Origin of the sequence: Sphingobacterium corticibacterium (assembly GCF_004208525.1) — a bacterium.
GTDB lineage: Bacteria > Bacteroidota > Bacteroidia > Sphingobacteriales > Sphingobacteriaceae > Sphingobacterium > Sphingobacterium corticibacterium.
Window position 1 is genome coordinate 1,017,991 of the sequence record NZ_SGIT01000001.1, and the last position, 15,879, is coordinate 1,033,869.

The following is a 15,879-nucleotide window of genomic DNA, read 5'->3' on the forward strand; positions in this document are numbered from 1 at the left end:
TCTTTTTTTCCTAATTTGCGGAAAGGTTAACCACCGTTAATGCATTCGCGACTGCCCTAGGGACAGCATCGGAATACTTATTTTTCACTTCAAAACTGTTTGTTTTACTGTTTTTTACGACTAGGGTCGATGAGCCGCCGCCATCCAGATTTATAGCTTCTTGTACTTTCAGCGCGAACATCACTTCAGACAATTCCGCAAACGTCATTCCAATGGAATGAGCGGGCTGCCTTCCGTCGACGACGACCATGTAGATCACATTGTCTTTTGTATAACCTATCATTGTACGTGGATGACGTTCGGTATTTCCTTGGTTAAATTTTACGCCATTATTGATTAGTCGCTCAACGGCCCCAACAGCTTCCTGCAACGGGTAGGTATCTAAAAAATTGATACTGCTGCCGATTCTGGGGTTTTTATCTTTATCAATAGCAAAAAAGCCATGCCATGTATCGTAAAAGCTTTGTTTCAGTATGTTGCCTTGTTTAACGACTGGCCCCCAGGGTTCGCCTGTCCAATAAAAAAAATCAGCATTCACGGCAGCTATCACCCGGTTTCCCGCCTTATCATTTGCTTCCGAAATGGCTTGTACGGTCTGCAGCTTGAAGGCATCACCATCATCAGGCATTCCCACCCGTATCGCAATATCTGGATGTTTGAGATCTACTTCTACTACGTATAGTGCTATCGGTTGCGAAGATGTCGTACGCAGTTGTAAATTAACCTGTCTAACACCTGCATGAGGATTGATCAAGGTATCGTATTCGATACTTTTTACAAAGGTTGCTTTGGCAATCTGATCTTTAATACTAAATTCATCGTTAGCCGGATCATCACGATCGGGGGTGGCTTCACTTTTACCACAGGAAAAAAAAACGATAATGATTAATAACGAGAATATATAAAGTTGTTTCTTCATCGTATACATGTTATTCTGATGGTGCGATACGCATCGCGTTTATATAATAAAATCCGTTGCCATTGGTGTTGCTTTCACCTGCCATCAAGGTAATGGTTATCTCTCCCTCATCATCTGGCGCGATAGCTTGTACACATGCGAGTTGCTGCCTATTGTTGGATGCATTTAAACGGGCAATTTTTTCGTTCTTCCCGGCCACCGTATACTTCGCTTCCCGATTTTCGGTGCCTCCTACTCCCGATCTGGAACCAAAAAAGCAAAAGTCATACGTTTTGTTTTTATCGAACCCAGCTATCTTAATCTGGCTCCGTTCTACTAGCTTATTGTCAAATATGGCTTTCGAATTACCAAAGTAGGAATCGCCCGACACACTTTCAGGCATATTGAAATCGGTATTGGTGTTCCTTTCGCCCGCGTCATTCCGGCCATTGAATCCCATGGTAAGGGTGAGGGAAAGACCAATGGGTACACCATCAATATCCATGATGTTAGAAAGAGATGAGCCCGTCGTGAAACCTCTCAATTGATTCCAACCCAATGCGGGAGCATTCTGTCCGAAGTCGATGTAAACAGGATCTGTAAACGGTTGATAATTTCCGTCTTTGTATTCCTGCAGCTCGGTCATCTCGTTAGGTTTCAATATCGCCTGATGGGCCATTGCACGGGCAAGCCTCGCTGTATATTCAGAAAGAGCTGCCGGCTTAAACGTGCTGTTGGTGACATTTTTGCCGGTAAGTGCCTCAAACCAGGTACACGCGGCCGTATAGCGACCTATATTTAGATCCAGATGCCATCCGTCCCTAGTAAAGTTATCGCCAATAAAACTTGCCCGGCCGTTTTGGATAGCCGTGCCCACCGGCACGACCAAATCAATCGGTACAAAACCACGGGCTTTCTCGATGGCATCAACAATAGCGTTATACATGTGCAGTTGATCCCGATCGTAATGTGCAAAACCCTCGTGGGTGGAATTTTGAGCATAAGCCCATGTCTGATGAAGAATAAATTTGACATCCGTATTGGTTGTTCGGGGTTTAACATACTCATAAAGTGGCGGCAAATGTGCTTCATAGCTTTTCGCTAAACCCGAATATGGACTTGCCTGCTGGAAGCTGATATAATCCCATTCCTCTGATTCCAATGCATCACCAAGCGTACTGGATGCATTGGTTTTTTTGCCTTCTGTATCTATCCGACGAAAATCATAAGCAGCACTGTTGTTTCTGCCGTTTTGCCAATGTATATCCAGGGAAGAACTACCTATGTATAAATTGCCGATGACAACAGGTATTTCCGCTTCCCGCATCAGATCGTATAAATAATTCTCGACCGCATCCTCCGAAAAACTGTTGCCGATGGTCAGAATTTTGAGTATACCATCATCCACCGTAGGCGCCACCTCCTTGGGTTGCTCTTTTTTGTCTTCTTCAACGGTATCCTTCTCACAGGATATGGACAGCAATAAGCTGGCAGCAAACAATGTGAAAATGAATATTTTAACGAATTTTATCATGACGTGATTCATTAAGTGATTGTTTATTTAACCGGATAGTAGCCTAACGGATTAAAATTATAGCGATAAACATCTCCATTACTGTCCAAGGCCAGAATATCGTCACCGGATACGATTATTTTTTCGTACATATCCCATCCCTCTCCAACGCGCCGTCTGGCACCGGGAACAGCAAGTTCCGACATACTATACAACCATAAGTTTCCATTTGGCTCTAAAGCCAAAAGTGAGTTTTGATAGGTCAGCACCTGCTTATAAATATTGAAACCGGATCCTACTTCTGTTTTAGCGGCATTAACGTTTGAAAGAACGGGTTGCCTCCGAAGAACACCGCTATTATCAACGGTCAGAAAATATTCCCCAAAGGGTATAATCACGTATTGATTCCAAGCATCTCCCAACCAAAATGGATTGGCTTGGGGAAGCCCATAATCTTGTGTAACACCAAAACTGAACAGTCCAGCGTAGGGCGGTACATTTCTTACGACAACGGAATTTTCATTTACATAATAGAAAGATTCAGAAGCGTCCCAAAAAACACCGACAGTACGCGGCGGATTGGTAAACTTACCTTCATCATCCGGTGTGTATACCAATATATCAAGTGCGGTATTTCTGATAATTAAGCTGCCACGAACACCATTACAAATGATGTTTCCCCAATTCGTTCCCATGCTCAATACCAGCTCTCTCGGCACCTTCCCGCGTGCGTAACTCACCGAGAAAGTATAATATGTCGTAGCCAATTGTTCATTTACCTTTGTTCCTGCTTGTGTAATACCTATTGGAAGGATATAATTTTCAAACATTGCCAGGGAGTTGCCCGGTGTAACCGTCAACGTATGGTTTCCTGTCTTTCTATTACCTGCTTTGATCACGGCATCAGGAACTTCAAGCGTATAGCTGTCCGCGGGTAGTAGCTTATAGTTTGTGCCGTTGGCCGTATTGAATTCCTCTACCTTTTCAGGGCGGGCAGCAAACGTGACGGCGATATCGCTTGGAGCGTCGGATGATCCGCCAAGGTAGGCGCTGTATACAAATGTCTTCGCTTCGCCTCCCAAGCTGAGTGCCGTATTCGTAACCTGCTGGTTCGCCCGCGGCATGTATACCTTGTTATACAAGGCTATTTCTTCTGCATCGGGTTCATAAACAATTACCTCGCTGCAAGCTCCAAAGAGCATCAAGACAACAGGTAAGTAACGTATAAATAATATTTTCATTTTTTAAATTTTTAATTCGTCAAAAACTGTTTGCTACCATCCCGGATTTTGCAGGAGCATTGGATTTTTCTCGATTTCCCAAATCTGAACCGGCCACAGATAATGTTTAGGGGATACAAAAATTCGTCTTTCGATCAATACGCGCTGATAGAATGCATTGTCCTGCAAACTCGTGCCGGCCTGTATATTCATCCCGTGTATGGGTTTATTTTCTATGTTGCTGGCGGTTTTCCAACGACGCACATCGAAATAACGATGCGATTCAAAGGCTAGTTCTATCCTTCTTTCGTGCTGTATTCTTTCCCGCATATTGTCTTTGCTCAGGTTAGGCGGAAGATCAGGCATACCGGCTCTGCTTCTTATAGCGTTAACATATTTATATACATCAGTCACCGGCCCTTCTGCTTCATTTAAGGCTTCTGCATAATTCAGGTATTGTTCGCCTAAACGGTAGGTAATCCAGGTATTGAGACTAAACCTGTTTTGTGGTATATTGGAAGTTGGATCGATAAATTTTTTCATCAGATAACCGGAAATATTATAATCCGACCCTACCGCTCTTTGTTTACCATCCGCTCCGGTATTCCAAAATTCCACTGCACGACTTTTCCATATCGAACCCGCATAGTTGATACTTGCGTAAAAGCGTGGATCACGACCGACATACATATTGCGGATTCCACTGGGGTGGTAATTCTTTGGATGTGCTGTTGCCGTATATCCGGTTTCCTGATAACCCGAACTCAGATCGATGATAGGCGAACCATCGGCATTATAGCCTGTTATAGGTTGTTGACCATTTGCCATTTCATAGGCATCTATCATCTCTTGTGTGGGACAGTATATAGAGAACCCTCCGTAACCTATAGGGTTGGAACAACGCTCGTAATGCGCATCAATACCTTTGTTACGCGCCAACAATACCTCTCTATTATGATGATCGAGAAATAATTCTTGGTAGCTCTTTACCGGATCATTATCTGCTGCATAATATAAGCCGTAACCATGCCCCTCCGCCCCATCAATACAGGCTTTTGCGGCATTAGCTGCTGCTACCCATCGATTGGCATCGTGATCGGGGAATAATCGTCTTCCATGGTCATCAATGAGATTTCTAAAATCGGGATTGCCGTTAAATAGTGGACTTGCCAGATAAAGCAAAGCCTGTGCTTTTAATGCCATGGCTGCTGGTTTTGTGATACGTCCGTAGTGAATAGGCGAAACTTCCCAATCCAGCATATCCGTAGCTTTGTCACATTCCGACACAATAAATGCGATGACTTCATCCACCGGATCCCGACGGAGTACACTCAAGTCTTCACTTAAGGCGATTGAACGATCGACTAAAGGTACAGCACCGTACATCTTAACCAATGTAAAATGAAAAAATGCCCGTAAAAATGTTGCTTCTCCCTTCCATAGCGTTCTGTCTGCTTCAATCATGGGCACTTGATCCACATTTTCCAGAAAGATGTTCGCTTTACGTATCGCCTGGTACATATTCATCCAATAGTCCGGATACCCGTCAGCCGAGCTCCATGCACCGGAATTCAGTCTATGAGCATAATTCCCGGTGAATGTAATTTCCATCTCATCACAGCCGCCGGTAAATATCGGATCCTGCATCGTAGGAAGATGGTTGTAAACCGCCGTTAAATAGCCTTCTGCATATTGTCGCTCTGAAAAAACAGCTTCTATGTCCAAATTTTCATCGGGTTGCTTCTCCAGAAAATCTTTACCGCATGCTAGGCATAGCAGCGTTGTAAAGCATATTATATATCTTTTATAACTCTTCATAATATATTTTCGTAGTATAGTCATTTTTGTCCCGTTAAAAAGTAAATTGCCCGCCAAAGTTTACGGTACGTTGTAATGGATAACCGCCCGTTCCATAATTGGATTCGGGATCAATAATTTTAATTTTATCCCAAGTATATAGATTCATCCCATTGATAAACAGTCGGATACTATTAAGCCCATATCGTTGCAATGCGCTGACCTTAAAATTATAGGCGACCTCCGCACTCTTCAAGCGTAGATAACTAGCATCCTGCAAAAAATGTGTAGATGTCTGATTATTGTTAGGGTTATTCATCGTGGACACCCGTGGGTAATATCCATTGGGGTTATCTGGTGTCCAGCGATCATCATAATACGACCGCATAATGTTATAGGTGCCCAATCCCATCTGGAATGGATACATGGACGGCCCATCAATAAAAAGACTGGTATTGGCGGCACCTGTAAAGAATACGCTTAATTCTGCGCCTTTATACGCGACGCTGAAATTAGCCCCGTAAATAATCTGCGGTGTACGGGCATAACCGATGGCTACCCTATCGAAAACATCGATCACACCATCCCCATTAACATCCATGTATTTGATATCACCGGGCCTTACTTCTTCCATAAACGTTTGTCTCGGACTACTTTCAACATCCTCCATATCTTTGAACAGTCCCATCGAAACGTATCCGAATGGTTGGTCGATCAAATGTCCGATAGGATTCTGGTATGGATAGAGATAGGTGGGTTGGTCATCTTTCAACCGGATACTCTTCGCATAGGTAAATGTGCCTCGGACGTTATAGTAAAGGCCAGAAGATGTCGTATTTTTCAGTTCCAGCAGGGCATCCAGACCATAATTCTTTGCCTCACCCAAGTTGGCATAAGGTATAATGCTGGAAGGGTATCCGACGATAAGGGGTATTGTACCCCTTCGGAGCAGAATATCGTTTCTCTTTTCACGGAAAGCATCGACTTGAAGTACTACCTTACCCTGAAACAGCTCCATGTCAATTCCGAGGTTAGCTTTCGTGGCTACCTCCCAGGTCACGTCTTCGTTGCCAATCTGATCTTCGTTAAAGCCCGGAAGCCATGTTTGTTGATTCCCAAACGGATAACTGTTATTTGTACGGACAATATTCGTCAAAAACAAGAAACGGCGTTGGCCAATCTGATCATTACCAACCTGGCCAAATGATCCGCGTATTTTCAACGCGTTAATTTCGTCGATAGACCAGAAAGGTTCGTTGCTGATATTCCATCCGGCAGATACGGACGGGAAAAAGCCGTAGCGTTTGCCTGCCGGAAAGTTTTCCGAACCATTGTATCCCATATTGGCTTCAAATAAATACCTACCGGCATAATCATATGTTGCTCTTGCGGCTATCCCCCGTCTTCTATATGGCAGGTTATTCAAGCTTGAATTTGCAGTAATGTCCATATAATCCCGTTGGTTATACAAAATCAAACCGGTGATATTATGTTGCTGGAAAGTGCGTGCATAGTTGATGGCCGCTTCAGAATAAAATGCCCTGTTTGCACCATTGCCCACTGCATATCCCAACGGACCTTCTTCCCGGATGTCAGGATTGGCATAGGCGTCTTCACCATATACATCTTTTCCTATATATTGTCTGATCTGGTATGGCTTGATACGGTCATTCCATCCATGGTAGTAATGATCATAAGCAAACACCCCCCGTAGCGACAGCCCCTTCGTTATATATTCAGACAAATCATATTTACCGCCGAATGTTCCTTGCAAGGTATTTCTATCCTGCGTACTGTAACCCGATCGAGCCACCAACCCAAAGGGATTGTTTCGCAGAAAGGAAGTCTGTGCACCCGCAATACTCCCATCCGGATTCGTAATCGGGAAACTGATAGGGGACGTCACTTTTAGTGCGTTGAAGATATTGGGTGCAGAGCTTCCCGGATAATTACCGCGTTGGATGATCCCACCGAGACCTAAATCAATGCTGAGGTTGTCCGATAGTTTGATATCTACATTCTGACGAAAATTATAGCGCCTCATCTGGGCATTGTTATTCCAAAAGTTATCGGGATCCTGCTTGTAAATACCATTCAGAATGGTGTATCCGACATTCGTATAGTAACGCACTTTTTCCGTTCCACCACTTACGCTAAGATTATTAATGGTTTGAAACGTATTGTTTTTGAGGACAGTATTCACCCAATCGACATTTGGATATAAATAAGGTTCAGAACCATCGGTATATTTTTCGATATCCAGTTCGCTATAAAGAGGGTTTTTCCCTTCGTTGGATTGTGCTTCATTCACCAAGTGGACGTATTCTAAACCATTGATATAGTCCGGCATACGTAATGCTGTCAAGGCGGCATTTTCTGTTCGAAAAACAATATTCGGTTTTCCGACCGCTCCTCTTTTGGTGGTGATCAAGACGACTCCATTTGCTCCCCGAACGCCGTATACGGCTGTGGCGGATGCATCTTTCAATATGGAGAAGCTTTCAACTTCTTGTGTGTTCAAATTGTTGAGGTCACGCTCCACACCATCTACTAAAATGAGTGGCGATCGGTTCTCCCAAGTTCCAAAACCCCTAATGTAGACTGCCGCTCCGTCATATCCGGGCTCTCCGGAACTCTGACGCGTCACAATACCCGGCATACTACCGGCTAAGGCATTGGAAAATGAGGGGGTTGCGATACGCTGTAGGTTTGCCACCGGAACATCCGAAATTGCCCCCGTAACGGATACCTTCTTCTGCGTTCCGAAACCGACGACTACAACTTCATCTATGGATGCCACGTCTTCCGTCAAGGATACTTCGATAACCTTTTGATCTGTTATGTTAACTTCGGAAGGTTCGTATCCTACAAATCTGAATGCGACAACGGGACTGGAAGTGGTCAAATTGAGGGTAAATGCGCCTCGATGATCCGTTGTGGTTGAATTAGCTGTTCCTTTTTCTGTAACGCTTACACCTTGCAATAAGTTACCTTGTGTATCCATTACACGACCGCTTACACTACGTTGTTGTAGCACCTGATTCGCTGCGATGCTGTTATCAACAAATAAGCTTAGCTCTCCTCCATGCTCCATGTGATCAATCTTTAAATTCTCACCATATCCGTAGCTTATCGGATAAAGTGATAAAAACAGATAGCTCAGCGGCACGAGGAACTTACGCTGATGAACGCGAGTTCTCTTTTTTTTACATAGAAGTTTATTCATTTGGTTATTTGTAATTAGTTAACATTTTTTACGTGATAAATACATTTATTAGGTTTTGTTAGCCATCAATAATTTCACGATAAGAAAATAAACATGTTCGGTGAAACCTGTTATTCTATTTACTTCCTTCCATCTCTTGTATAAAGTTTACTCCATAATGATCTACAATACGATTATAAGCTTCTGCGGCCGCGCCATTTCCCCAATCGTATATGGTAAATTCACCTATCCCCAACCCTTTGGCATTCGTTTCTCCCCCATGCCCGTAATTTTCCATCATAAAGCCATAATCTTCTTTCCGGAAAAAAGGCCATGCGCTTTCCCACTGTTCCTTTGTATCTGGATTTTCCGGACAATACATCATCACAAATGACGCCCGCAATGCAGATAAGCCTCTTTCGGTATATTCCTCTTGTTTAAGTTCTTTTCCATATTGGAGAATAAGCTCTGCAAACAAACTTTGCCGGGCGTCGTTCCATTCACCATCGGCATTCATAACGCCGAATCCACCTAACGCCTTGATAGGGATAAAATGAGGTTGCCATGTGGCTTGTGTCATTAATAATTCATCCAAGGTACGCTGCCCCACATCCAGATACTTTCTATCTTTCGTGGCATGATAACATGCTAGTAGAGCCTCTGCAGTCCAAAACATAGAAAAATTGTTCTGCTTGTACATATTGTTGCGGGTTACTTTTTTCCCTACCCAATCTTCAGCACCGACACGTGAACAGGACCAGTAGGTTTCAAAGTCCTCCCAACGTCCGCCAGGAATAATTTCTTTCATCACGGCATCCATTGCTTTTAAAGCTGCTGCCTTGTATATTTCGTTATCGGTGATTTGGTACAACGCCAATAGAAAGGTGACAGACATAGCGCTTTCCGGCGAATCATTCAGATGAGTCATGGGTTGCAACGTTTCCAGATCGAGCCAGCCGGGAAAGAATCCGTTGTCAAACTGTACGCGAAGTAACGATTGTGCATAATCCTCAGCAAATTCCAGCAAACGAACATCCTGCTCCAGTTCTTCATACCAGCGGAGCATCAGCAAGGCTGTCCAGCTCATATCCAACAGATGAAAAGGTGACTGACGCGCATCCCAAGTGTAGGGGTTTCGATTGGAATTGCCCCAATAACGGGTTTCCCATCCCTTGCTTCGCAGATATTTGCTCCCATCGATTTCCACCGTTTCCATTTCTGTTCCAATCAGGCCATAAAAAAAACCGTTCTTTTTGGGATAGGATAGCGCCAGCTCTTTGGTAAGATTAGCCTTGTCTAACAATGTTTGATCGCCTGTCCTTCTCGCATAGCGATAAAGCCCGCTGGCTGACCGTAGGGAACTGAACCAGACTTGATTCCACACCGAGCGAAATTCCCGCTCATTAACTTTCCCGGGGTAATTCGGACTTTGGGTAACATTCACGATGAAAGTAGGTGCACCGACCTTTTTCCCCTCTATTTCAAATTCTTGCCACACTTGCTTTTCCCAAGATCGGAAAGCCCAATCGTAGCTGTGTTTTACATATGCTTCCATATTTCCGGAAGTCGGCTCTCCTTTCGCGAATCGTTTAGCCCCCCAACGCTCCCAGAAGAAAGACAGCGCTCTACGAAAGGGATTATCCTGCACGTCTTTATCATCAAAAGCAAGGATATAAAACCCAAAAGTAAACTTCCCGGGAACAAACTTATTTCCTTCCCGCTTTTTAAATAATACATGTTCAGCTACCTCCGCCTGTGAACGGCCTAAGGTTATGCAGTTTTTCGGGGCATCCATATCCATATACCAATCGGAAGCCAATGAACTATTCAAAAGATCTATATCGGGTATAACAGTAAGTTGTCTCTGTTGATCGGTTAAGATCAGCGCAGGTGCACGGAACACATGTTGTGCAATGATATGGTCGTCTGAGGGTGCCAGATGAGGTGCCCAATGGAAATCGGGGTGAAAAGCCGGTATAATATTCACCTGCCAGTCGTCAACAGCCAACGTATCGTGTACGTTCATAGATATATGCACTTTAGTAATGCCCGGGCTTATTTCCTGATAGCTTATTTTTGGGGATTTCCCGGCTATTCTATCTACTTTTATTTCTTTAATAAATAATTTCAGCTTTCCTTGCGCATCTCCGGTTGCAGCATGGCCGTTATACATGAAGATTACCAAAGCAGACAAGCAGCAAAACAACGATGCACCTCTGATTCTTACATTTCTAGTCATATCTCTCTCGATAAGTGCTATTAATAATACCCTTCGTTCTGCGTATAGGCGCCTTTTGCCCAATTGATTTGCGGTTGAGGTATAGGAAAATACTCGTCGCGTCCAGCGGTAAAATGTGCTGCCTCCATCCAATTAAATCTGTTTTTTTCTATGGAAAAATAGCTATCCATCGTTTCTTCCAAAATTCCCCAACGTTGAAGATCAAAGAAACGTCGGCCTTCTCCTGCCATTTCAAGGCGATTTTCCCATTGTAATGCTTTCCAGGCAAACGCTTTGTCCCAAGTACAGTTCACGCCGGGCTGGTACGTTTCAATTTTATAATTTAAAATCGGAGATCCGTCAGTTTTCACCAACCGATCAGTGCTATTCGCTGCCCGCTCCCGGATTTTGTTGATCAACGGGAGCGATTCGTTCCAACGATCTAACTGAATAAGCACTTCTGCTTTCCAGAGTAAAACTTCATCATACCTAATCATTCGCTTATTCATGGAGTTGAATTGCCACCCATCGTACAACAGGCAATCACAATCCGGCTCCGGTAATTCCTTAATGGATTTTAGATAACCATATTCGGCACCATTTCGAATGCCTCTTGTTTCGAATATTAAATTAGGATTGTATTTCCAAGGCTGACCAGGTGCAGCTATCGTGTGGTTGAAACGGGGATCGAATGTATGCTCCCCAAAAAACACCGCATCCCCGTCTGCATAACTGCCATTGTTATATGTATCAAACAAGGGTAAACCATCGGCTCCTGTTTTAAATGCATTTGCCATAGAATAGCTGATCTGGTGAAAGCCGCAACACTGGAAACCTCCCCATTGAAACGGGTGATTCAGTCCTTCTCCTCTATTTATCTTTCCCCCGGTGGAAGAGCCATCATCAATAGAATACTGTATTTCCCAGATGGATTCCTTTGTATTGTTGTCAAAAGCGACATCAAAATTTTCTGCAAAATCAGTTTGTAGATCAACCTTTGCGCCCTCTTGATCGGTTAACTTATTTAAGTAAAACAAAGCTTCTTCCAGTCTTTCTTTACTAATATTGATGACAGCATGTTTATCATTCTGTTCGTAGGCCATAAACATAAGTGTTCTTGCCACCATAGCTGTTGCCGCATTCTTATCTACCCTCCCTTTTTCGGATTGCGTGGCCGGTAATAGGTTTTCAGCATCTTTGAAATCATTCAGTATTCTTTCCCATAAATATTGGTCATTCGGTTGATCCGGTTCCCTATTCGGAACAGCTTCAAAATCCGCTGTTGTGCCGACTACGTTTTCGTCAATATAAGGTATGTATTTCCAGAATTGCTTGAGCCGGAATAGGGTAAACGTCCGTATAAACTTCACTTCTCCCAGCCGGGCATTTTTGTTCGGAAACTCTTCTTCTGATATATTCTGTAACTTTTGTATTGCCGTGTTACATCGTTGGATAATCTGATACGATACATACCAAGGATAGTCAAGTGGCCATCCATTTGGGTTTACTCCCACAAAAGTTTCCATAAAATGCCAGCCGTCACCGTCCCACGTACCGCCGCCGCCTTTATAGGAATCATCGGCTCGCATGGAACCCGACCACCAAGGAGAGAAAGGAGAATCAAAAGATGGGATATCGGTCATCCTTGCATACGCAGCTGTCACCAATCCCTCCATGTCTTCCGGATTAACGAGAAAAGACTCGTCCAAAACCTGTTTGGGGGCAATATTCAACGCATCGGAACAGCTTGTCGCCAACAAGGAGAGAACCGCAAAAGCTATATTTTTTATATTTGTTTTCATAATGAGAAGGCTTAAAAAGTTACATTAACGCCAAAAGTTAAAAACATAGGAGTGAGATATCCATATTCCGACATCTCGGGATCAAAGCTGGTATACCTATCTTTTCCCCAGTTTTTCTTGAACGTTAAGAGATTACGTCCTGAAACGTAAAATCTTAAATTGTTCATGGCAGCCCTGTTTGCCATAACTTTTGGAAGGGAATATCCTAATTCTATATTCCTTAATTTTAAATAGGATCCATTCTCTACGGTATAGCTGGAAAAACGCTGTTCCGCATTCAATGTAGAATTAGAAATTGCGGGAATATCAGCATCCGTACGGTCAAAATACCAACCATCCAATATCCGGGTTGCATGGTTTTTATGTGCAGGCACATTGATATTCCACAAATCAGATTCGTATTTCCAGATATTATTCACTTTATTGCCAAAAACACCTTGGAAGAATATATTCAAATCAAAATTCCGATAATTGAAATCGAACGTTATCCCACCGAAGAATTTAGGGTCCTTGACGCCAATGTACGTCCGATCAGAAAATTCCTCTATTTTTCCGTTGCCGTCCAGATCTTTATAACGAATCCGGCCAATAGCTTTACCAGGCTGCTCTGCATGGTTGTCGACTTCTTCCTGTGTTTTAAAAATGCCGTCGGCTACCATCCCATACCAAATATTCGGTGTTCTTCCCAAAACCAGATCGTCCACGCCATTTCCGGGATATTTGTTGATTACATTTTCGGGAAGACTGATGATTTTGGTCTTGTATGTCCCTACATTTGCGGAAATTGTATACCGGAATGCATTTTGAGGGTTATTCTGATAACTGATATCCACTTCTATCCCGTGGTTGTTCATACTGGCGCCATTGATCCAGGGTTCGCCCCCTTCACCCATAGCAGCAATATAGGGTGTTTGCACTAAGATATCTTTTGTTTTCTTAGAATAGTAGCCAAAAGAACCATTAACTCGACTCTCAAATAAGCTAAAGTCTAACGCAACATCTGTTTGTGTCGTGGTTTCCCACTTCAAATCTGGATTTCCCAACCACGTTCTTCTATAACCGGAATACAGTGGACCTGTTTCGTTTCCCGCAATTGGATAAGAGGTACCTAGATAATCGGTCGTAAAAGGTGTCGAGGTATACCCTCTCGGAAGCCCCTGAACACTTCCGTTAGCACCCCATCCACCCCGTAATTTAAGATCTGATATAAACACAATATGTTGCATAAATGGTTCACTACTGATTCTCCAGCCAGCGGAGAATGCAGGAAACATCGCGAATCGATTGTTTTCGCCAAATAGAGAAGATCCGTCTCGACGTAACGTTGCCGAAAAAAGGTATTTTTCGTTGTAAACATAATTTGCTTTACCAAAATAAGAAAGGTACACATATTCGTCGGCTGAGCTTCCTAGTGAATACTTTGTACCGTTGGTGACACCTATATGTGCAAAATCACGATCTTCTAAATAAACACCTTCTCTCCGCGCGGTGAATCCTTCTTGAACGAATCGGGTATATTCCGTACCCAATACAGCGTCCAAACTGTGCTTTTCTTTTTGAAGGTTGTAAGACAATGTATTCGTCCACACGTAACTTAACGGATGAGACTGTGCATTTCCTACATAATTTTCTCCGTCACTATTACGTCCGCCCTCTTCCGACCATCTTTTTTCCAATGTCCGGCTATAGGCGTTTCCATAATCAATCCCAAATTGCGAACGTGCCGAAATTCCTTTCCAGATATCAAGATCAACAAAAATGTTTCCGAGAATCTTGACGTAATTACTGACATTGTCTTTATTGTCCGTCAATACACGCACCGGATTGGTGAAATCATCAAATCCAGCCGCTCCTGCCCACCCGCCATGTATATCATACACCGGAACCGCAGGAGGGTTAATCAATGCCCAGCGCATTTCGTTTGCATTTCGATATTTCAGATAGGAAACAGCGAAGTTTTCTCCTATTTTCAACCGATTATTGATGAGGTTAAAATCGTTATTTACCCGTAGGGAATATTGCTTGAAAAATGTGTGTATCTGCGTACCTTGGTTATCAAAATACCCTAAAGAGAACATACTTCTTGATCGCTCCGTTCCGCTTGAAATCGCTACTTGATGATTTGTCATCATCGCCGGACGAAGTATTTCGCCTAGCCAGTCGGTATCGGCACCTTTGACAGTCTGGTCGACGTTAAGCCATTCTGCCGGTTTTACACCATCAAGTATCGCTCGCCCATCGGCATCTCTATGCCATGTGAAATCATAGGTAGAGGGTAAGCTCATCGGCGTACCATACACCGCTTCATCGTATGCATAAGCACGAAAGGTGGCTATCCCATATTGCGCCGCGTTCATCAATTTCGGCCTTTGCACAATACTGCTCAATGCAACACTTCCATTATATTCTACTTTTGTCTGACCAACCCGTCCTTTCTTCGTTTGGATTAAGATAACACCGCCTGAGGCTCTTGCTCCATAAATACTGGCTGAAGCTGCATCTTTCAATACCTGAATAGACTCGATATCGGATGCGTTTATATCCCGAAGATTCAAATTTTCTGTCGGCATACCATCCAAAACAATTAAAGGTTTAACGGCACCGGATAACGAAGAAAGACCCCGGATCTGCACCGTTACATCTTCCGCCGGATTTCCACCATTTGTCGTAATGTGTACACCCGATAATTTTCCTTGTAGAGATTTCATAGCATTTGCGGATGGATTTCTAGCTATATCACTTGCATCGGCGATTGCAACAGAGCCCGTCAAGTCAGCTTTTCGCTGTGTCATGTAGCCAACATACACTTCAGATATTAACGTAGCATCATCTTCCAAAGTAACGTCAATGGTTCTATTATCGCCTACCAAACGCTCTTGTGATTTTTTTCCGGTGTACGAGAAAACAAGCATATTCTGCTTTGCACTAACTCGTATTTCGTATTTCCCGTTGGCATCGGTAACGGTTGTTCCAGGTTCTCCTTTAATCCGCACGCTCACACCGGCAAGAGGTATATTCGTATTGCTCTCCCGGACTTCTCCTCGAACTACTATTCCTTGCGATTGTAGTGCTGGATAAGATATAGCACTGACTTGCGTAATAAAAATCCACAATATAGGAGTTAATATCAGATTCTTTAGATTTATAAAATATCTCATAACATTGACATCAAGATCATTTATAATTGTTTATAATATGGCATACAACTTAATCGTTTAAGCAAACG

At 43.3% G+C, this 15,879-nt stretch carries 8 protein-coding genes; all 8 read right to left on the reverse strand.

The genetic code is table 11. The features are described from left to right. Positions 1-10 precede the first annotated feature (10 nt). The 8 genes from EWE74_RS04295 to EWE74_RS04330 all read right to left on the reverse strand — a co-directional run bounded on the left by EWE74_RS04295 (position 11) and on the right by EWE74_RS04330 (position 15,811). On the reverse strand, positions 11-919 hold the full coding sequence (locus tag EWE74_RS04295) for a phosphodiester glycosidase family protein (protein ID WP_165384634.1): 909 nt from the start codon (positions 917-919) through the stop codon (positions 11-13). 10 nt (positions 920-929) lie between these two features. Then, the gene (locus EWE74_RS04300) at positions 930-2,432 is read right to left on the reverse strand and encodes a DUF4886 domain-containing protein (protein WP_165384635.1); all 1,503 of its coding nucleotides are present in this window, start codon (positions 2,430-2,432) and stop codon (positions 930-932) included. A gap of 23 nt (positions 2,433-2,455) precedes the next feature. Continuing rightward, positions 2,456-3,652 carry a DUF1735 domain-containing protein gene (locus EWE74_RS04305; RefSeq protein WP_130140274.1) on the reverse strand — a complete coding sequence of 399 codons (1,197 nt, stop codon included), beginning with the start codon at positions 3,650-3,652 and terminating at the stop codon, positions 2,456-2,458. A 33-nt stretch (positions 3,653-3,685) separates the two neighbouring features. After that, positions 3,686-5,449: a RagB/SusD family nutrient uptake outer membrane protein gene (locus EWE74_RS04310; protein WP_130140275.1), complete on the reverse strand. Its 1,764-nt coding sequence runs from the start codon at positions 5,447-5,449 to the stop codon at positions 3,686-3,688. 34 nt (positions 5,450-5,483) lie between these two features. Continuing rightward, complete coding sequence (locus EWE74_RS04315; RefSeq protein ID WP_130140276.1) at positions 5,484-8,654, reverse strand: SusC/RagA family TonB-linked outer membrane protein; 3,171 nt, start codon at positions 8,652-8,654, stop codon at positions 5,484-5,486. 115 nt (positions 8,655-8,769) lie between these two features. Next, positions 8,770-10,872, reverse strand: a complete 2,103-nt coding sequence (locus EWE74_RS04320; protein ID WP_130140277.1) for a glycoside hydrolase family protein — start codon at positions 10,870-10,872, stop codon at positions 8,770-8,772. Positions 10,873-10,892: 20 nt separating this feature from the next. Further along, the gene (locus tag EWE74_RS04325; protein ID WP_130140278.1) at positions 10,893-12,653 is read right to left on the reverse strand and encodes a RagB/SusD family nutrient uptake outer membrane protein; all 1,761 of its coding nucleotides are present in this window, start codon (positions 12,651-12,653) and stop codon (positions 10,893-10,895) included. An 11-nt stretch (positions 12,654-12,664) separates the two neighbouring features. Beyond that, positions 12,665-15,811, reverse strand: a complete 3,147-nt coding sequence (locus tag EWE74_RS04330) for a SusC/RagA family TonB-linked outer membrane protein (protein ID WP_130140279.1) — start codon at positions 15,809-15,811, stop codon at positions 12,665-12,667. Positions 15,812-15,879: the final 68 nt, after the last annotated feature.